This is a genomic window from Streptomyces sp. cmx-4-9 (assembly GCF_046548835.1).
GTDB lineage: Bacteria > Actinomycetota > Actinomycetes > Streptomycetales > Streptomycetaceae > Streptomyces.
Genome location: NZ_JAEBEE010000004.1, coordinates 289,790 through 308,098, shown reverse-complemented (window position 1 = coordinate 308,098; position 18,309 = coordinate 289,790). Strand labels below are relative to the sequence as shown.

Annotated in this window: 16 protein-coding genes and 1 pseudogene; 10 read left to right on the top strand and 7 right to left on the bottom strand. The window is 73.9% G+C overall.

All coding sequences use genetic code 11. The features are described from left to right. Positions 1 to 47: 47 nt before the first annotated feature. The 4 genes from ACLJTM_RS15060 to ACLJTM_RS15045 all read left to right on the top strand — a co-directional run bounded on the left by ACLJTM_RS15060 (position 48) and on the right by ACLJTM_RS15045 (position 4,568). Positions 48 to 644 (top strand): TetR family transcriptional regulator, encoded by a 597-nt coding sequence (locus tag ACLJTM_RS15060; protein WP_411104054.1) that lies wholly within the window; start codon positions 48 to 50, stop codon positions 642 to 644. A 377-nt stretch (positions 645 to 1,021) separates the two neighbouring features. Continuing rightward, positions 1,022 to 1,759 (top strand): class I SAM-dependent DNA methyltransferase, encoded by a 738-nt coding sequence (locus ACLJTM_RS15055; RefSeq protein ID WP_411104053.1) that lies wholly within the window; start codon positions 1,022 to 1,024, stop codon positions 1,757 to 1,759. 152 nt (positions 1,760 to 1,911) lie between these two features. After that, on the top strand, positions 1,912 to 2,859 hold the full coding sequence (locus tag ACLJTM_RS15050) for a TauD/TfdA dioxygenase family protein (protein ID WP_411104052.1): 948 nt from the start codon (positions 1,912 to 1,914) through the stop codon (positions 2,857 to 2,859). A gap of 641 nt (positions 2,860 to 3,500) precedes the next feature. Next, positions 3,501 to 4,568 carry an alpha/beta fold hydrolase gene (locus ACLJTM_RS15045; protein ID WP_411104051.1) on the top strand — a complete coding sequence of 356 codons (1,068 nt, stop codon included), beginning with the start codon at positions 3,501 to 3,503 and terminating at the stop codon, positions 4,566 to 4,568. Between the two features lie 275 nt (positions 4,569 to 4,843). Here ACLJTM_RS15045 and ACLJTM_RS15040 read toward each other — a convergent pair. Both ACLJTM_RS15040 and ACLJTM_RS15035 read right to left on the bottom strand, forming a co-directional pair. Next, a pseudogene (locus ACLJTM_RS15040) lies at positions 4,844 to 5,560 on the bottom strand (IclR family transcriptional regulator); the annotation flags it as partial. Positions 5,561 to 6,492: 932 nt separating this feature from the next. Continuing rightward, positions 6,493 to 7,071: a sigma-70 family RNA polymerase sigma factor gene (locus tag ACLJTM_RS15035; protein ID WP_411104050.1), complete on the bottom strand. Its 579-nt coding sequence runs from the start codon at positions 7,069 to 7,071 to the stop codon at positions 6,493 to 6,495. Positions 7,072 to 7,486: 415 nt separating this feature from the next. Here ACLJTM_RS15035 and ACLJTM_RS15030 point away from each other — a divergent pair, with 415 nt between their 5' ends. Beyond that, positions 7,487 to 8,302, top strand: coding sequence for a polysaccharide deacetylase family protein (locus ACLJTM_RS15030; RefSeq protein WP_411104049.1), 816 nt, complete (start codon positions 7,487 to 7,489; stop codon positions 8,300 to 8,302). A gap of 87 nt (positions 8,303 to 8,389) precedes the next feature. Here ACLJTM_RS15030 and ACLJTM_RS15025 read toward each other — a convergent pair whose 3' ends face one another. The 4 genes from ACLJTM_RS15025 to ACLJTM_RS15010 all read right to left on the bottom strand — a co-directional run bounded on the left by ACLJTM_RS15025 (position 8,390) and on the right by ACLJTM_RS15010 (position 12,061). Next, positions 8,390 to 9,241, bottom strand: coding sequence for an amino acid ABC transporter ATP-binding protein (locus tag ACLJTM_RS15025; RefSeq protein ID WP_411104048.1), 852 nt, complete (start codon positions 9,239 to 9,241; stop codon positions 8,390 to 8,392). Positions 9,242 to 9,248: 7 nt separating this feature from the next. After that, a complete protein-coding gene (locus tag ACLJTM_RS15020) occupies positions 9,249 to 10,079 on the bottom strand; it encodes an amino acid ABC transporter permease (RefSeq protein ID WP_411104047.1) in 831 nt (276 codons plus the stop codon). Further along, positions 10,046 to 10,909: an ABC transporter substrate-binding protein gene (locus ACLJTM_RS15015; RefSeq protein WP_411104046.1), complete on the bottom strand. Its 864-nt coding sequence runs from the start codon at positions 10,907 to 10,909 to the stop codon at positions 10,046 to 10,048. The genes ACLJTM_RS15020 and ACLJTM_RS15015 overlap by 34 nt, the downstream gene beginning before the upstream one ends. A gap of 195 nt (positions 10,910 to 11,104) precedes the next feature. Then, positions 11,105 to 12,061, bottom strand: coding sequence for a GlxA family transcriptional regulator (locus tag ACLJTM_RS15010; protein WP_411104045.1), 957 nt, complete (start codon positions 12,059 to 12,061; stop codon positions 11,105 to 11,107). Between the two features lie 300 nt (positions 12,062 to 12,361). Here ACLJTM_RS15010 and ACLJTM_RS15005 point away from each other — a divergent pair, with 300 nt between their 5' ends. Continuing rightward, complete coding sequence (locus tag ACLJTM_RS15005) at positions 12,362 to 12,913, top strand: MBL fold metallo-hydrolase (protein WP_411104320.1); 552 nt, start codon at positions 12,362 to 12,364, stop codon at positions 12,911 to 12,913. 72 nt (positions 12,914 to 12,985) lie between these two features. Here the strand turns inward: ACLJTM_RS15005 and ACLJTM_RS15000 are convergent, their stop codons facing one another. After that, positions 12,986 to 13,510 carry a GNAT family N-acetyltransferase gene (locus ACLJTM_RS15000; RefSeq protein WP_411104044.1) on the bottom strand — a complete coding sequence of 175 codons (525 nt, stop codon included), beginning with the start codon at positions 13,508 to 13,510 and terminating at the stop codon, positions 12,986 to 12,988. Between the two features lie 151 nt (positions 13,511 to 13,661). On the opposite strand from ACLJTM_RS15000, the gene ACLJTM_RS14995 reads away from it, so the two are divergent. From ACLJTM_RS14995 to ACLJTM_RS14980, 4 genes are all read left to right on the top strand, one after another. Then, positions 13,662 to 14,606, top strand: a complete 945-nt coding sequence (locus ACLJTM_RS14995; RefSeq protein WP_411104043.1) for an ABC transporter ATP-binding protein — start codon at positions 13,662 to 13,664, stop codon at positions 14,604 to 14,606. Next, a complete protein-coding gene (locus tag ACLJTM_RS14990; RefSeq protein WP_411104042.1) occupies positions 14,603 to 15,589 on the top strand; it encodes an ABC transporter permease in 987 nt (328 codons plus the stop codon). The genes ACLJTM_RS14995 and ACLJTM_RS14990 overlap by 4 nt, the downstream gene beginning before the upstream one ends. 68 nt (positions 15,590 to 15,657) lie before the next feature. Beyond that, positions 15,658 to 16,074, top strand: a complete 417-nt coding sequence (locus tag ACLJTM_RS14985) for a GntR family transcriptional regulator (protein ID WP_411104041.1) — start codon at positions 15,658 to 15,660, stop codon at positions 16,072 to 16,074. A 116-nt stretch (positions 16,075 to 16,190) separates the two neighbouring features. Next, positions 16,191 to 18,302 carry a SpoIIE family protein phosphatase gene (locus ACLJTM_RS14980; RefSeq protein WP_411104040.1) on the top strand — a complete coding sequence of 704 codons (2,112 nt, stop codon included), beginning with the start codon at positions 16,191 to 16,193 and terminating at the stop codon, positions 18,300 to 18,302. Positions 18,303 to 18,309 lie beyond the last annotated feature (7 nt).

Here is an 18,309-nt window from a genome sequence, read left to right as displayed (position 1 = left end):
GCCGCGGGAAGTCAATAACCAGATAGTTACTTGCTAGTCTGCAGGACATGGCAAGGGACTCCAGTGCAACCAGGGCACGCCTCCTCGAAGCGGCGTTCACCGAGTTCGCGACGTACGGCATCGCCGGCGCGCGGGTCGACCGCATCGCCGAGGCGGCCCAGGCGAACAAGCGGCTGATCTACGTCTACTACGGCAACAAGGAGCAGCTCTTCGACGCCGTGCTCCAGCAGGCCCTGGCCACGGGATCGGAGTCCGTGCCCTTCGACGCCGAGGACCTGGCCGGCTACGCGGGCGCCGTCTTCGACCACCTCGTCGAGCGGCCGGCGCTGATGCGGCTGGTCCTGTGGAAGCAGCTGGAGCAGCCGGGAGCCACGGAGGCGACCGCCGCGTCCTACCAGGACAAGATCGCAGCGGTACGGCGAGCCCAGGCCTCGGGCCGCATCGATGCGGACATGGACCCCGAGGACGTACTGACCCTGGTCATGGGTGCCTCGCAGGCCTGGTTCGGCGCGGTGGGCGGCCCGGCCGCGGGCAGCGCGGGCCCCGGCTGGCCGCCGGAGCGCCTGGCCCGCCACCGCGCGGCGGTGGTCGAGTCGGTCCGCCGCCTGACGGCCCCGGCCGCGACGCCCCCGCCGGCGAGCTGAACCCGCGGGCACGGCGGCAGCCGCCTCGGCCGGGCACCGGACCGGCTCGACCCCCCGCCGCCCTGCGTGCTCCCGCTGAGGCGCTGCTCTCCGCGCACGCCACCGCCGGGCCGGAACTCCCCGTGTCAGGGGCCCGGTGGGGCGGGAGCCTCCGGCGCACGCACGTCAGCGGTCGGCGCCTCCGCTGTGCGGGGCGGACCCGCCCGCACGGTGAAGGGGCGGCCCCGGCGGCCCCGGCGGCCGCGGGCGGCTCCGGGCGGCTCCGGGCGGCTCCGGGCGGCTCCGGGCGGCCCCGGGCGGCCATCCTGCCGGTCGCCGCCCGCGCCGGTGGTAAATGCGTCGACAGTGCCCCTCGGCACCCGGCACAGTGGCTGTCCGTGACCAGCAGTGAAGTGTGGACCCGTGCGACCGCCGACCGCTACGACGCCGAGGAAGCCGAGTCGTCCTCGGCCGCCGCTCTCGAACCCATGCTCGCCTTCCTCGCCGAGCTCGCCGGAGAAGGCCGGGCACTGGAGTTCGCCATCGGGACCGGACGCGTGGGCGTCCCGCTCCGGGAACGCGGCGTGCCGGTGGCGGGCATCGAACTGTCCGAGCACATGGCAGCGGTGCTGCGGCGCAAGACGGACGAGGAGAGGCTCCCGGTCACCGTCGGGGACATGGCCTCCACGGTCGTCCCCGGTGCGTTCACCCTGGTCTATCTCGTCTACAACACCCTCACCAACCTGCTCACGCAGGACGAGCAGGTCGAGTGCTTCCGCAACGCGGCGCGCCATCTGGAGCCCGGCGGCCGGTTCGTCATCGAGTTGGGCGTGCCGCCGCTGCGGTTCCTGCCGCCCGGTCAGGTCGCGGTGCCGTTCGACGTCTCCGATAGGCATCTCGGCTTCGACACCTTCGACCTCGTCGGGCAGACCCTCGTCTCACACCACTTCACCCGCGACGACGACGGCCGCTACCGCCGCGGCAACTCCCGGCACCGTTACGCCTGGCCCGCCGAACTCGACCTGATGGCCCGGATCGCCGGGCTGGAGTGGGAGCGTCGTGTCGCGGACTGGGACGGGTCTGCCTTCACCGAGGACTCCGCGAAGCACATCTCCGTATGGCGCAAGCCCACCTGAGGTCGGCTCCAAGCCGTGACCGCACCCCGCGCCTGCCTGCACTCCTCGGGAAGGCGGGCGGCGCCGGGTGCACTGGAGACGGTGATCTTTCCGGGGGCGGGGGCAGCCGTCATGCTGGCGGTCGGTCGGCACCCACGAGCAACGGAGCACGCATGGCGGAGAAATCAGCCGGGGTCGGTATCAAACCGTCCGCGGGGCACATCGGAGCCGAGATCACCGGGGTCGATCTGACCGGTGAGCTCGACGACGCAGTGGTGGCCGAGATCCGGGCCGCGGTGCTCCGCTGGAAGGTGGTCTTCTTCCGGGACCAGGCGCTCGACCACGCCGGGCACGTGGCCTTCGCGCGGCGGTTCGGCGATCCGGTCCGGCTGAGGTCGCGCGGCAGCGCCTCGCCGGCCGCGTTCCCCGAGGTCGAGACGACGGCCGACCGGCTGGAACTCGGCGGCCGGTACGGCATGGACCATGCCGAATGGCTGCGCCGCCGGCGCCACACGCTGCTGCGGGGCTGGCACTGCGACCACGGCGCCCGGATCGACCCGCCCGCCGCGACCATCCTGCGCGCCGAGACCGTACCCCCCTACGGCGGCGACACCACCTGGTCGAACCTGGCCGCCGCCTACGCGGGACTGTCCCTGCCCGTGCGGCAGTTCGTCGACGGTCTGCGCGCCGAGCACCGGCTGGGCGTCGGCTACCAGTCCCGCCCGGGGGACGACGCGTACGTACGGCACCTGCTGGACCACCAGACCGCCTCGCACCACCCGCTGGTCCGGGTGCACCCGGAGACGGGCGAGCGGGTGCTGTTCGTCAACGGCTACTACGTCGAACAGGTCCTGGGCCTGTCCCGCGCCGAGAGCGGTGCGGTGCTGGAGCTGCTGCTGGAGCAGGCGACCCGGCCCGAGTACACCGTGCGGTTCCGGTGGGAGCCCGGCAGCGTGGCGTTCTGGGACAACCGGGCCACGATCCACCTGGCCCCCTCCGACACCGCCCATCTGGACACACCCCGGGTCATGCACCGCGTGATGCTGGCCGGCGACGTACCGGTGGGGGTGTCCGGCGAGGCCTCGTCCGCGGTCGTGGGCACCGAGCCGGGCCGCTGGTGAGCCCGCCCCGGGTGGGCTTCCCCTTCAGCTGACCCGTCCAGCTGACCCGTCCAGCTGACCCGCTCGGCTGACCCGCCCCGCCGACCCGCTCGGCGTCCCCGGTGACCGCTCACCGCGGAACGGACGATCGTGGGAAAGAGGAGCAGGATCAAGCGTCAAACCCTTGTCGTGTGGCTGAAACCAGTGCAATGCTGTGCCTGCGGTGACCTTCTCCCCTCCCCCGTGGAGAGGTCAACGGCCCCGCCCCTCACCCCCGTAGGGCGGGGCCGACCGCATGAAACGACTGCGGAGCGGCCTACTCCGGCGCGATGCCGCCTCGGCCCGTGCAGGGTGCGCCCGCGATGCGGAAGGGGTCATGCCGCCGGCCCGGCTCGGCCCGCACTCCCCCTGGATGGCTGAAAATCGCCGTCGTGTCCGGCGCAGTCGGCGCAGCTCCCGCCTGCCCCACTCCCCGACCGCGTCCCCCCGGCCCCCGGCTCTGCCGCCCGCACGGCCGCCCTCAGTGCCCCCGGCCGACCGGCGACACCCCTGGCCGCAATCCCGGGCCACAGGCTGCCCGTACCGGATGATCGGGGCCGGACCCCGGGCGGCGGCAGACCGGGCCGCCGATGCGGGAGCGCCGACGAGAACCCGGAGTACCGATGAGACTGCGCATGCCGGCCCCCGCGGCCGCCCTCGCCCTCGCCGCCGTCCTGGCCACCGCACCCGCCTGCGACAACCCTTCGGCCCCGCGCGGTGCGCCCGCCCCGACGCCCACCGCGACCTCGCCCGTGCCGGCCACCGGCTCGTACGCCGGCCCGGTGGACGTGGGCGGCGGCCGCACGCTCTTCCTCCGGTGCGCGGGCAGCGGCAGCCCCACCGTCATCCTGGAGTCCGGGCTGCACGACTCCTCCGACACCTGGACCTTCACCGACACCCGGCCGCCGGTGCCGAAGTCCCCGGCCGTGCTGCCGGGGGTGGCCGCCTTCACCCGCGTCTGCACCTATGACCGGCCCGGTACCGTCCGGTACGCCGAACCCCTCGCGCTCACCACCCGCAGCACGCCGGTCAAGGGGACCCGCTCCCTCTCCGCGATGGTCGCCGACCTCGACAAGCTGCTCACGGCCGCGCGCCTGCCCGGACCCTACCTCCTCGTCGGCCACTCCGTCGGCGGCATGATCACCCGGCTGTACGCCCAGCAGCACCCCGGGAAGACCGCCGGCCTGGTCTTCGTCGACTCCTTCGGCACGGACCTGCGCCCCCTCTTCGGCACCGAGTGGCCCGCCTACGTCCACCTGCTCAACCACCCCGGGACCCCCTTCGACGCGCGGCCCGAGTTCGAAGTCCTCGACATCGACGGCGCGATCGACGCGGTCGACGACGCCCAGCCCCTGCCCGTGGTCCCGATGGCCGTGCTGAGCAAGACGGAGCCGTTCGGCGCGCCGCCCGGCGCCCCGAAGGCCCTTCTGGGCACGCTGGAGCGCGCCTGGCCCACGGTCCAGCGGACCCTCGTCGGACTGGGTTCGCAGACCCCGCAGTACCTCGCCACCGGCAGCGACCACTACGTCCAGGTCCACGACCCCGACCTGACGATCAGCGCGATCCGGCTCGTCGTCGGCCGGATGCCCCGCCCCGGCACACCACCGGGGCAGGGACCGGGGCAGGGACCGGGGCAGGGACCGGGGCAGGGACCGGGGCAGGGACCGGGGCAGGGACCGGGCTCACGCTAGTGCCGTGACCGGAACGGCTCGCCGGGTCGCGGCGCCCGGCACGGCACGGGAACCCGCCTTTCAGCGCAGCGCGCCTACGCAGAGGTCGACAGGACGGTGCTGCCGAATCCGGCCCCCTTCCCCGGGCCGCCCTCCCCCGGGGCTGACGCCGGCCCCGGCCCGCCCGCCGTCCCCGACTGCCCCGGGTCCGCCGGGCCGGCGGCGGGCCCGCTGCTCCCTGTGCTTCCGCTGCTCCCCGTGCCTCCGGTGCTGCCCGGGGTCCCCGTGCGCCCGGCGACGATCAGGGCCAGCAGGACCGCGGCCGCCTCGCTCTGCAGGACCCGGGCGGCCTGCTTCAGACGCCGTGGATCGGGGACCGGGATGGAAAGGGCCACGCATTCCGCGTTCGGGCCCGCCGTGATCGGCACCGCCGCACACACGGTGCCCAGCGCGTACTCCTGCAGGTCCAGGAGCGGGGCGTTCGGCGGGCGGGCGTCGAGCTGCTGGAAGAGGACTTCCCTGCTGGTCAGGGTGTGCGAGGTGAACGGTGCCATCCGGTGCCGGTCCAGGTGGTCTCGTCGATCGCCGTGTCCGAGCTGGGTCAGCAGGGCCTTGCCGACCGCGGAGGCGTGGGCCGCGGCACGGAAGTCCACCCACTCCTCCACCACCGGGGCCGCAGGGCCGTCGGCGTACTGGGTGATGACGACCTCGCCGTCGATGTAGCGGGCCACGTACACGGCCGCACCCACCGCATCACGGACCCAGGCCAGCGTCTCCCGCAGGTGGCGGGGCCCCTTCCCGCCGACCGGATCACCCAGCAGCAGCGGCTGGCCGGCGACGTACGCGTCCGGTCCCACGGCGGTGGCCAGTCCGGCCCGCACCAGGTGGTCCAGGGCCCGCAGGAGCGCCAGCTGAGGCAGCTTCGTCTCGCGGGCGACCTGGGCCAGGCTCACACCGCCCGAGTAGCGGTTGACGACCTCCAGGATGCGCAGGGCCCGGTGTACGGACTCCAGTGGGGCGGACGCGGGCGTCCCGGCCCCGGGGCGCCCGAACCCCTTGCGAGCCGGCGGTGCGGGAGCCGGCTGCGCACCGGCCCACGGACCGGACGCCTCGTGGCCGGGGTACGGAAGTGCGAGCCGTACGTGGTGGGCGACCGCGGCGGCCAGGTGCGGGCCCGCGGTGAACACCTCGCCCAGGTCGGGGTGTTCGCGGCGCGGGCGCGCCGCGAGGGCCTGGCGCAGGCGTACGGGGAGCCGGTACGCGGACCGGCCGGTCCGGCCCGGCCGGGCGGCGAGGGCGGTGAGGTCCTGGGTGGTGATGGGGGGAGAGGTCCAGATCACGGAGGCGCCGAGGGCGTCTTCGAGGTCGTCCGGGACCGGCGGCAGCTGCGGGAGCCCCTCGTCGGGGGGCAGGGTGTGGGCCTGGTCCTTCCAGTGCCGGGCCGCACGGATTTCGGCGCGGGAGAGGTGGTGCAGGTAGAGGCACCGGGCGGCGGTGCGCGAGCCCGCACCGGCGGCGTACTGGAACCAGAACTGGGCTCCGTCCAGCCTGTCGGCCAGGTGGAGCAGGCTGCCGAACAGGAGTGCCGATTCGGCGCCGTGCGGCCAGGACTCGGGGTCCAGGGCGAGGGCGGCGAACTCCCGGCTCTCCGCCAGGGCCCGGGCGAGGTCGTCCAGGCAGCGGGCGGCCCGGACGTGGCAGGCCGCGTCCAGCACCAGGTCGTCCCGCCCCGCACGCAGCTGCCGGCGTGCGGCCGGGACCGCCGGTCCGGCGGGGGCGGCGGTCCCCCTGGCCGACGGGGAGCGGTCGGCGACGATCCGGCGGGCGATCCGCCGCCGGGCGGCGCCCTCGTCGTAGCCGGCGTACTCCTCCGCGAGCACCCTCGCGTCCTCCAGGGCGGCGTCCAGGCCGCGCAGCGCCGTGTCTCGGTCACCGGGGATGTCGCTCACCGGTCCGTCTCCTCTCCGGGGATCCAGTCCACCCCGAGCTTGCGGGACAGGGTTCGGCGCGCGCCGCGGATGTGCGAGCGGACCGTCGCGGGGGAGATCCCCATCATCCGGGCGACCGTGTCCGAGTCATTGCCCAGCAGGAAGGTCAGCAGGACCACGTCGTACTGCCGTTCGGATAATTCGGCGATGGCCGCGTAGAGGCCGAGCTTGGACTCCAGCAGTTCCAGCCGTTCCCGGGAGGAGCGGCGCAGCGCGGCGAACCAGGCCGTCTCGACCATGGCCACCTGGCGGCCGAGGACGGCCAGCCTGCGCTCCACGTGCTCGCGCAGCACGGCCCAGGCGAAGCCGTGCAGGCTCGCCTCCTTCAGGGCCTGGTGCCACACCTTCAGGAGGAAGGTGAAGACGTCGTCGACGACGTCTTCGGCGTCCTTCCCGTTGCCCAGCTGCAGGTGCGCGTAGCGCAGGTAGACGCGGTGCTGCTGGGAGTGGAACGCGGTGAACTCCACCGGCAGGACACCGGCCAGTTCACTGGAGACCGCCTGGTCCCCCGACGGGTCGAACTCCCCTTCGGTCATGCGCTCCCCCACAGCTGATCGTCTCCACCGCCGGTGACTGCTCGGGCCGCGGCGACTATCAGCGTGAGGGTGGTGATCTCGGCAACGTTCACGTCGGCTCGGAACCTTCCCAGTGGCGGGTGTGGGCGGCCTGCCTGCCCCCGTTCCCGGCAGCCGCGGGAGCATCGGGCGCCCCCTGAACACCACCCCATCGAAAAACACGCCCGATCGTGCAAGCCGGTGCCCGTAAATCTTGTGCACGAGGCGCATTCGCTTCTGTACGCGCCCCCTGCCCGAACCCGCGCGCCGGGTGTCGGCGGCCGCCCGGCGGGCGTTCACCCGGCTGCCCGGCACGGGCTGCGGGGTGCGGCCGTCCGCCGTCTCCCATAGTCGGGGCAGGCCTCCCGCAGCGGTGGCCCCGGCGTGAGGAGTGACCGTGGTCGACGCAGGACGCCGCACTGCATTGGCGGTGCTCGTAGCCGCGGGGCTGACGCCCTGCCCCGTCGCTGAGGCGGCCGGTGCCCCGGCCCGGCGGCCCGCCGGCGCCCCCGGCGCGGGGCCGCTGCCGGGCGCGGGGGTCAGGTCGGGGCCGCGCCCGCCGGCCGCCCTGCTCGGCGGGGAGATCCGCCGGCTGCCCACGTCCCGGCGGGTGGTGGCCCTGACGTTCAACGCGGCCTGGGACGCCGCCGGGCTCGACGTGGTGCTGGAGGAGCTGCGGCGGCGGAAGCTGCCCGCCACGTTCTTCCCGACCGGTGCCTACGCCGAGGCGCATCCGGCGGCCGTACGCGCCATGGGCGCGGTCCACGGCCTCGGCAACCACTCGTACAGCCACCCCTTCTTCGACGACCTCGACACGCACGAGCGGGCGCAGGAGGTACGGCGGGCCGATGCCGCGATCCGTGCGGCGTCCGGGGTGGAACCGCTACCGTTCTTCCGGTTCCCGTACAGCGCCACCAGCGCCGAGTCGGTCGCCGAGGTGAACGCACTGGGCTATGCGGCGATCGAGTTCACCGCCGACACGAACGGCTACCTCGGCCCGGCGGGCGGCATGACCGTGGAGCGGGCGGTGGGGCGGGCCGTGGACGCCCTGGTCCCCGGCGCCGTCCTCCAGATGCACGTCGGCAGCACGGGGGACGGGGTGGTCCTCGACGCCGAGGCCCTGCCCCGCATCATCGACGCCGCCGAGGCGGACGGCTACGAGATCATCGACCTGCGCACGTTCCTCGTCCCCGGCGCTGCCTCCGAGTCCTGATCCCGATCCCGATCCTGGTCCCGGTCCTGGGTCCTGGACCGGGGCCTGTTCCTGGGCGGGTCCCGGTCCCGGCCCGCCTGTACGCCGTCAGGCGCCGGGCCCTGCCGTGCCGGCGGCGGGATCCTCCGGCCCCGGGTTGCCGGGGGCCGGTGGCCGGGCCGCGGCCGGGTCCAGGACGCGGGTGAGGAAGTTGCGGGTCCGCTCGTGCTGCGGGGCTCCCACCACCTGTTCCGCGGGCCCCTGTTCGACGATCACCCCGGCGTCCATGAACACCACCCGGTCGGCGACCTCGCGGGCGAAGCTCATCTCGTGCGTGACGACCATCATCGTCATGCCCTCGTCCGCGAGGACCCGCATCACCGCGAGGACCTCCCCGACGAGCTCCGGGTCGAGCGCCGAGGTCGGCTCGTCGAACAGCATCACCTCCGGCCCCATCGACAGGGCCCGGGCGATCGCCACCCGCTGCTGCTGGCCTCCGGACAACTGGGCCGGGTAGGCGTCGGCCTTGTCGGCGAGTCCGACACGGCCGAGGTTGCGCCGGGCGGTGTCGGCGGCCTCCGCCTTGTCCCGGCCGAGCACCCGGCGCTGCGGGAGCGTGAGGTTCCCGGTGACGCTCACGTGCGGGAACAGGTTGAACTGCTGGAAGACCATGCCGATGCGGCGGCGCACCGCGTCGATGTCGACGTCGAGGTCGGTGACCTCGGTGCCGCCGACGAAGACCTGCCCCCGGTCCGGTTCCTCCAGCAGGTTCACGCAGCGCAGCAGGGTGGACTTGCCGGAGCCGGACGGTCCGATGACGCAGACCACCTCCCCGCGGGCGACCTCCAGGTCGATGCCGCGCAGGACGTGGTTGTCGCCGAAGGACTTGTGCAGCCCCCGGATCTCGATCTCCGGCCCGGCCGTGGCCGCGGCGTCCCGGGTTCCCGTCGTCTGTGGCATCTCTTCCTCACGTGGCCTTGTCCGCGCGGGCCTCAAGACGGCGCACCACGAAGCTCAGCGGTACGGTCACGAGGAGGTAGCACAGGCCCGCGACCAGGATCGGGGTGGAGTTGGCGGTCTCGCTGGCGAGGTCCCGGCCGAACTTCGTCAGTTCCCGCTGCTCCAGCGTGACCCCGAGGAACAGCACCAGCGAGGAGTCCTTGAACAGCAGGACCAGCTCGTTGGTGAGCGGCGGGATGACGATCCGCAGCGCCTGCGGGATGATCACGGAGACCATCGCGCGGCCGTGGGAGAAGCCCAGCGAGCGGGCCGCTTCCATCTGCCCCTTGGGCACGGCCTGGATGCCGGCCCGGATGGTCTCCGCCATGTAGGCGGCGGCGACCAGGCCGAGGCCGAGGGCGACCTTGCCGTACGTGCCGCCGGGGATCTCGGTGCCCGGGAAGGCCAGGGGTACGGCGACGCCCACGAAGATGAAGATCAGCAGGGCGGGCAGCCCGCGGAACAGCTCGATGTAGACGCTCGCGACCCACCGGTACGGGGCCACCGACGACAGCCTCATCAGGGCGACGACCAGGCCGAGGACCAGGCCGAAGAGGAATCCGGAGGCGGTGTACACCACCGTGTTCTTCAGGGCGACCGTGATGATGTCCGGGAACAGCCGGGCCGCCAGGTCCTGCTGGGCGAACTGGTTCTGCAGCCGACCCCAGTCGGCGGTGAGCCCGATCAGGACCAGGGCGGCGGCGAAGACCGCGTACTGGACGCCCTGCCAGACGCGGCGCCGCTGGCGCCGCGTCAGCCGGGAGGTCACGACGTGGCCTGGGGCAACGGGCCGATCCACTGCTCGTACAGCTTGTTGTAGGTGCCGTCGGCCTTGGCGTCGGTGATCGCCTTGTCGACGGCGGCGAGCAGGGCCTTGTTGCCCTTCTTCACCGAGAAGCCGTACTGCTCGCCGGTCTCGATGTTCTGGCCGAGGGCGAACTCCGCTGCGTTCTTCTGGTCCTTGAGCCAGCCCTGGACGACCGGGTAGTCGATGACGACCGCGTCGACCTGCCCGGTGCGCAGCCCGTTGAGGACCGCGTCCGAGCTCTCGAAGGAGACCGGGTTGAAGCCCTGGCTCCGGGCGTAGCTGTCGCCGGTGGTCTCGGCCTGGGCGCCCAGCTTCTTGCCCTTCGCCTTGACGTCGGCGAGGGAGGTGATCCCGCTCTTCTTCGTCGCGAGGAGGGCCTGCGTGGCGTCGAAGTAGGGGACGGAGAAGTCGACGTTCTTCTTGCGTTCGTCGGTGATCGTCATTCCGGCGGCGGCGAGGTCGCATTCGCCGGAGTTCAGGAAGGCGCCGGTCTTGAAGTTCTCGAAGGGGGTGTCGAGGACCTTCTGCTCGACCTTGAGCTCCTTGGCGACCAGATCGACGAGGGCCACGTCGAAGCCGACGACCTTGCCGTTCTGCTCGAACTGGAACGGCGGATAGGGCAGGTGGGTGCAGGTGGTCAGCTTCCCCTTCTCCACGACGGGGACGCCTCCGGCCGCTTCGCCCGGCCCGTCGCCGCCCGAGGAACAGCCCCCGGCGAGGAACGCTCCCACGGCGACGCCGGCCGCGGCGCGGATGCGCAGGCCTGCGCGGCGCGTGCGGCGGGTGCGGTGACTGCGCTGTCCTTCGGCCGTCCGGAACACGGTGGACCTCCACGAGTGCGGGGCTGATGCGGGGCGAGCGGGAGCGGGAGCGGTCCCGGGACGAGACCGTCCGTCGCGATCGTAAGGCACCGGTACCGTGCGTCGAGTGACCATTCGTGATGCGTTCACAAAGCAATGGGGCGGATGTCGACCCCGGATCCGGCGGGGTGCCGTGCCCCGGCTGCCTGCCGCCGTCTACGGGGTGCGAGTGAAGGCCCGGCGGTAGGAGCGGGGCGGTACGCCGCGGCGGCGTACGAACTGGGCCCGCAGGACCGCCGCGCTGCCGTAGCCGACCTGACGGGCGACCTCCTCGACCGGCAGGTCGGTGGTCTCCAGGAGCTCCTCGGCCCGGCTCAGACGCAGCCCGAGCAGCCAGGCGTGCGGGGTGGTGCCGGTCGCCGCGGTGAAGCGGCGGGCGAAGGAGCGCCTGCTCATCAGGGCGCGCCGGGCCAGTTCCGCGACGGGGAGCGGCTCGTGGAGGTGTTCGCGGGCCCAGAGCAGCACCTCGGTGAGGCGTTCGTCCTGGCAGTCCTCGGGGGCCGGGGTGGCCAGGTACTGGGCCTGTCCCCCGTCGCGGTGGGCGGGCAGGACCAGGTCCCGGGCGATGGCGTTGGCCGTGGCCGCTCCGTACTCCCGGCGCAGGAGGTGCAGGCACAGGTCGAAGCCCGCGGCGGCGCCCGCCCCGGTGGTGATCCGGCCCTCGTCGACGTACAGGGCGTCGGGCCGGACGCTCACCTCGGGGTGGCGCGCCGCCAGCAGGTCCGCGAACCGCCAGTGGGTGGTGGCCCGTCGTCCGTCGAGCAGCCCGGCGGCGGCGAGAGCGAAGCTGCCCACGCACTGTCCGGCGACCAGCGCGCCGCGCGCGTGGGCGGCGTTCAGCGCGTCGAGTACGGCCGGGCCGGGCGGCGTGCGGAAGCCGGTCCAGGGCAGGGCGAGCACCAGGTCCGCGGCGGCCATCCGGTCGAGGCCGTGCTCGACCAGCAGCGGCAGCCCGACGTCGCTGCGGACCGGTCCGGGCCGGTCGGTGCACAGGGCGAACTCGAAGCGGGGCAGGTCGGGTCCGCGGACGTCGAAGACCTCGGAGGCGATCGCTGCTCCGAGCATGCCGACGCCGGCCGGGGCGTAGGCGGCGACGTTCACGAAGGGCGGCATGCGGGGAGTGTGGCACGAATCCTGCGATCGGTGGCAGACGGGCCACTCGTCCGCCGTCGGCGTTCCACGAAGACTGGGGACATGACGAACACCACGACGGACACGATGACCGGCGGCGCGACCCGCACCACGACGGACAGCGCGGAGACGACGCACAGCGCGGAGACGACGGACAGCGCGGAGACGACGGCCGCCGCGGACATCGGGGCTCCGAGGGACGCCGCGGCCGGCGCCGGCCCGGCTGCCGCGCCCTGCGCCGCCCAGGACGCGCCCCGAGGACGCAGCGCCGCGTACACGGTCCTGACCACCGGCTATACCCTCTCCACCGGGCCCGGTGTGGCCGCCACCGTCTCCTACGTCACCGACGGGGACCGGCACGTGATCGTCGACCCCGGCATGGTCGCCGGGCGCGACCGGATCCTCGGCCCGCTCGCCGCGCTGGGGCTCGGCGCGGACGACATCACCGATGTGGTGCTCAGCCACCACCATCCGGACAACACCATGAACGTCGGTCTCTTCGGCCGGGCCCGGGTCCACGACCACCATGCCGTTTACCAGGACGACCAGTGGACCGACCGGGATGCGGAGGGGTACGAGCTGACCCCGTCCCTGCGCTTGATCCGCACCCCGGGCCACAGCCGGGAGGACATCACCCTGTTGGCGGGCACGGAGACGGAGGTCGTCGCCTTCGTCGGCGACCTGTGGTGGCGGCCCGACGGGCCGGCGGAGGACCCGGTGGCCCCCGATGCCGGGGCCCTGCACGCCTCCCGGCTGCGGGTGCTGGCCGCCGCGGACCGCATCGTGCCCGGGCACGGCCCCGCATTCCCGGCGGACGGCACTGCGCCGCGGTAGGCGGGGGTGCAGCACTGTGCCGTGCGCACCGCGCCCGGCCCGCGTGGCCCGGCGCGACCCGGAGGCGTGGTCCTAGAGGTCGATCCAGTAGCGGCGCTTGCGGCCGATCAGGGTGTCGCGGACGTCTTCGAGCACACCGCCGTTGCCTTCGATCGTACGGACCGAGGCGGTGTTGTCCGGGTCGCAGGTCAGCAGCACCCGGTCCATGCCCAGCAGGCGCGCCTCGTGGAGCACCTCCCCCAGGGCCCAGGTGGCCAGCCCCCGGCGGCGGGCCGAGGGGCGGACGCTGTAGCCGACGTGGCCTCCGGCATCGAGCAGGAACCCGTTGAGGTAGTGCCGCAGGTCGATGGCGCCCAGGTAGGTGTCGTCCTCGGCGATCCACCAGTACGTGGCGTGGACCCGCCCCTGCTCGACCGGCGCCGTCCGGTCCCCGTAGCCGCGCAGCCTCTCCACCCAGGCCGCGAAGCCCTCCGCCGTGTCCACGTCGTCGTCGGCGCCGAGGCCGCCGCCGTCCAGGTGCGCGTCGGGTCCGCCCTCCCGCTGCGCGGCGAGCCAGGAGGCGTGGAGGCGCGGGGTGGGGGCGATCAGCTCGGGCATGCCCAGGACGATAACAGTCCGATAGTCCGACTCATCCGGCCGCCAGTCGCCGGTCGCCGCCCGCCGGCCGCCGGCCGCCGTTTGACACCGTCCGGCACCCCGACCATGATTCCACTAGTCATCTAGTGGAATCACGGAAAGGGGGGACGCCGTGCGCGACACGACCCGTTCTGCCGCGGCCGGGGCCCGGTGGGCCCTGGAAGCACGGGGACTCGGCAAGAGGTACCGCCGCGGGTGGGCGCTGAAGGACTGCTCCTTCCGGATTCCGGCGGGCCGCATCGCCGCCCTGGTGGGACCCAACGGGGCGGGCAAGAGCACCCTCCTCGGCCTGACCGCCCACCTGCTCGACCCGACCGCCGGCGAGCTCGACATCTTCGGCTCCCCCGTCTCCTCGGACGACGCCATGCCCCGCTGGGCCTACCTGGCGCAGGGCACCCCGCTGTTCAAGCGGTTCACCGTCGCGCAGACGCTGCGGATGGGACAGGAGCTCAACCCGGGCTGGGACCAGGCCGCGGCCGAGCGGATCGTCCGGGCGGGCGGGCTGCCCATGGGGGCGCGCACCGCGGACCTCTCCGCCGGCCAGCGGACCCGCGTGGCCTTCGCCCTCGCCTTCGGGAAGCGGCCCGAACTCCTCCTGCTGGACGAGCCGATGGCCGACCTCGACCCCCTCGCCCGGGACGAGATGAGCGCCCTGCTCCTGTCGGAGGCCGCGGAGCACGGGACCACCGTACTGATGTCCTCCCACCTGCTGAGCGAGGTGGAGCACCTGTGCGACTACCTGCTCGTGCTCGCCGACGGCCGGGTGCGCGTCGCCGGCGACGCCGAGGAACTGGTGTCCTTGCACACCCTGGTCACCGGAGTCACCGCGGACGGCACCCCGCCGCCTTCCCTGTACGCCCACACCGTGATCGAAGTCCGCACTTCAGGGCGGCAGTTCACCGCCCTGGTCCGGCGCCAGGGGCCGCTGGACGAGTCCTGGCAGCCCGCCGCACCGAGCACGGAGGAGGTGCTGCTGGCCTACCTCCGCTCGCCCGAGGCCCCCGCGCTGCTCTCCCCGACCGCCGTTCCCGGCCACCGAGAGGAGGCCGCGGCGTGAGCACCCTGACCCGGAACTCCGCCCGCCGGGGCGCCGCGCCCGCCGGACGCCGCCGGATCCGCGGAATGGCCTGGCTGCTGACCCGCCGGCATCGCGCCGCCCTGCTGGCCTGCGCCGCCGCAACCGTCCTCGGAGCGGCCTGGATCGTCTACCAGCGCGGCGCCATGCTGGACGCCCTGCACGCCGCCGGCTGGCCCGGTACGCCCGCCGCGTCGGTCGACCCCGGTCTGCAGAACCGGATCAGCAACGACCTGGGGTCCGCGGGCAGCCTGCTGGGCTTCCTGCCGCTGCTCCTCGGGGTGTTCTTCGGCGCCCCGCTCCTCGCCTCCGACCAGGAGAACGGGACCGCCCACCTGGTCACGACCCAGTCGGTGCCCCGGCGCCGATGGCTGCGGTGGAAGCTGGGCTTCGCCCTCACCGTGGTGGCGGTCACCACGGGCACGCTGAGCCTGCTCTACGCCTGGTGGCTGCGCTCGCTCCGCCCGTTCGCACCCGGCGACTGGTTGAGCGGCGCCGAGTTCGACACCACCGGGCCCGTACTCGTGGCGACGGCCCTGTGCACCACCGCGCTCGGGATCACGATCGGGGCCCTGACCCGGCGCGCCGTGGCCGCCATGACCGTCACCTTCCTGTCCTCGGCCGTGCTGCTGTTCGGCGCAGGCCTCTACCGGGACCGGCTCGCCGCCCCCCGACGCCTGGCCGTCCCGCTCGACGCGCCCCTGCCCGACACGCTGGACCGGGCGGTCGAAGTGGACCAGTGGTCCGGCACCGCGTCCGGGAAGCTCTACGGGTGGAGCACCTGCGCACACGACGCCTCCCCCGAGGCCTGCCGGGCCTCCCTCGGCATCGTCGACACGGTCCGCGACTACTTCGCCCACGAGCAACTGGCGGGGATGCAGTGGACGGCCGCCGGCGGGTTCCTGGCCCTCGCCGCCGCGCTCGTCGCCTTCCTCGTCCTGCGGATGCGCCGCGGTCCCCTCTGAGTACCGCGGGCCGTGCGGAGGCGAGCCTCTAGGCTGAACGACACCACGACGATCAAGGAGGCGGGACCGTGGTCGTGTTTCGCATCGAACGGCGCAGCGGCCTCCCCGCCTACCTGCAGATCGTCCACCAGGTGGAGCAGGCGCTCCGCATGGGGGCGCTCGTGGAGGGGGACAAGCTGCCCACGGCGGCGCAGGTCGCCGCCACCACCAAGGTCAATCCGAACACCACGCTCAAGGCCTACCGCGAGCTGGAGCGGGCCGGGCTGGTGGAGGTGCGCCAGGGCGCGGGGTCCTTCATCACCCGGTCGCTGGCCACCCCGCAGACGGCTCCCGAGTCCCCGCTGCGGGCCGGGCTCGACGCCTGGATGCAGGAGGCGTGCGCACAGGGGCTGACCGCCCACGAGGTGACCACCCTGTTCGACGCCGTCCTCGGTCAGCGCTACCCGCAGTCCGCTCCGGTCCCCGCCCACACCCCGACGGGCTGACACCCCCGGCCGCGGGGCACCGTACGGCCCCGCCCGGCGCGCGCCGGCCCGGAAGGCGCGCGGCGGCGCGGTCCGGATAATGGGGGGAGACAACGGCGGGTGGAAGGGGACGTCTCGTGCCATCGGTCCGGCCGGGGGACGAGCCCGTCGGCGGCCCGCTGTGGTCCGAGCCGGGAACCCTGCTCGAACACGTGCCGGTGGCCGTCTTCGGACTCGACGGCGCCCACCGCGTCTGCTCCTGGGGCCCCGGCGCCCAGGAACTCTTCGGCTACGACTCCCCCGGCGCCCTGTCCCGGCCGGGCGGCCTGCTCTTCGCGGGCCCGCCCACCGGCGGGGACGGCGCCGAGGCGTGCGCCGGGCTGGTGGAGCGCGCCCGCAGCCAGGGCTACTGGCGGGGCCGGATGGCTGCGCGGCACCGGGACGGGACGGTCTTCGACGGCGGGTTCCGGGCCTTCCCGGTGGCCGGGGCCGAGGGGCACCCGGTGGTGATGGTGCTGGCCAGCCGCAGCGAGGAACTGGACCGGGTCAAGACGAACCTGGCGTTCCTCGACGCGCTCTTCGAGACCTGTCCCATCGGCCTGGTGATGTTCGACCCCGACCTGCGCTACGTGCACCTCAACCAGGCCATGGCCGATATGGACGCCCTCCCCATCGACGCCCACCTGGGGCGGCGCGCGGAGGACGTCCTGATCCTGCCCGACGACGGCGCGTACGCGCGGATCCTGCACACGGTCGCCCGGGACGGGGTGCCCGTCGTGGGGACGCTGGTGGGGATGCGTCCGCGCAGCCGCCCGGACCGCGACCAGGTGAGGTCGGTGAGCTTGTTCCCGCTGAGCGGGACGGCCGGCTCCCACACCGGGGTGGGCGGGCTGATGGTGGACGTGACGGACCGGGAGCGGGCCATCCTGGAGGCCACCGCCGGCCGCAGGCGGCTGGCCCTGCTGGACCGAGCCTCCACCCGGATCGGCACCACGCTGGAGGTGAACGTCACGGCCCAGGAGCTGGTCGACGTGGCGATGCCGGAGTTCTGCGACGGCGCCGTCGTCGAGATCGTGGAGTGGATGGACCCCGCGGAGCTCTTCGACCCGCAACGGCCGCTGTTCACCCGCCGGATCGCCTCCGGAACGGTCCTGCCGCCGCCGGCCGACGAGCTGGTGGGCGGGGTGGAGACCGTCCGGTACCCGCCCGGCTCCGCCATCCACGACATGCTGCGCACCAACCGGCCCGTCTCGTCCGTGGTCGACGCGGAGTTCGTGAGCCGGACCGTGCCCCTGGAGTCGCGGGCCCGGCTGCTGGCCGAGAGCGGTCTCGGCTGCGTGCTCGTCGCCCCGCTCATCGCCCGGGGCACCGTCCAGGGGATCGCCATGTTCGGCCGGTCGACCGAGCGGCCGGTCTTCACCCGCGACGACCTGGCGCTGGCCGGCGAACTGGCCTCCCGCGCGGCGATCTGCCTGGACAACGCGCGGCTCTACAGCAGCGTCCAGGACATCGCGCGCACCCTGCAGCGGGCCTTGCTGCCCAGTGCCCCGGCGACCAGCCCGTACGTGGAGGCGGCGCACCGGTACCTGCCGGGCAGCCGCCTCACCCTGGTGGGCGGCGACTGGTACGACGTGATCGGCCTGCCCGCGGGCCGGATCGGGCTCGTCGTCGGCGATGTGATGGGCCACGGGGTGCCCGCCGCAGCGGCGATGGGCAGGCTGCGCATCACCGCCAAGGCCCTCGCCCGGCACCACGAGGACCCGGCCGACCTGCTCACCGAGCTGGACCTGTGCGCCCGGGAGTCCGGCATCGAACTCGCGACCTGCCTGTACATCGTGTACGACCCCCGGGACGGGCGGGCCCGCATCGCCAGCGCCGGGCACCTCCCGCCGCTGCTGCTCCAGCCGGGCGGCTCCGTGGACACCGTCGGCGACGTGCTCGGCGTCCCGCTGGGGGTGGGCGGCGTACCGTACGCGACCACGGAGGTCGAGCTGGCCGAGGACGCGGTCCTGGTCCTGTACACCGACGGCCTGATCGAGGCGCGCGGCCGGGACATCGACGCGGGCCTGGACGCGCTGCGCGCCGAGCTGCGTGCGGCTCCCGCCGGTCCGCTGGAGGAACTCGTGGACCGCGTCCTGGCGAACCTGCTGCCGGGTGGGCCCGCCGACGACACCGTCCTGGTGCTGGCCCGCGTCCACCGCAGGGCCGCCGCCGGAGGAACGCCGGAGGGCGGGCCTGCGATCCCGTAGAGTCGGC

What these genes read in the sequence shown, in the direction of transcription:
- ACLJTM_RS15060 (WP_411104054.1), top strand. Translation starts at nt 48, where the DNA reads ATGGCAAGGGACTCCAGTGCAACCAGGGCACGCCTCCTCGAAGCGGCG.
- ACLJTM_RS15050 (WP_411104052.1), top strand. Translation starts at nt 1,912, where the DNA reads ATGGCGGAGAAATCAGCCGGGGTCGGTATCAAACCGTCCGCGGGGCAC.
- ACLJTM_RS15045 (WP_411104051.1), top strand. Translation starts at nt 3,501, where the DNA reads ATGAGACTGCGCATGCCGGCCCCCGCGGCCGCCCTCGCCCTCGCCGCC.
- ACLJTM_RS15035 (WP_411104050.1), bottom strand. Translation starts at nt 7,071, where the DNA reads ATGACCGAAGGGGAGTTCGACCCGTCGGGGGACCAGGCGGTCTCCAGT.
- ACLJTM_RS15025 (WP_411104048.1), bottom strand. Translation starts at nt 9,241, where the DNA reads ATGCCACAGACGACGGGAACCCGGGACGCCGCGGCCACGGCCGGGCCG.
- ACLJTM_RS15010 (WP_411104045.1), bottom strand. Translation starts at nt 12,061, where the DNA reads ATGCCGCCCTTCGTGAACGTCGCCGCCTACGCCCCGGCCGGCGTCGGC.
- ACLJTM_RS15000 (WP_411104044.1), bottom strand. Translation starts at nt 13,510, where the DNA reads ATGCCCGAGCTGATCGCCCCCACCCCGCGCCTCCACGCCTCCTGGCTC.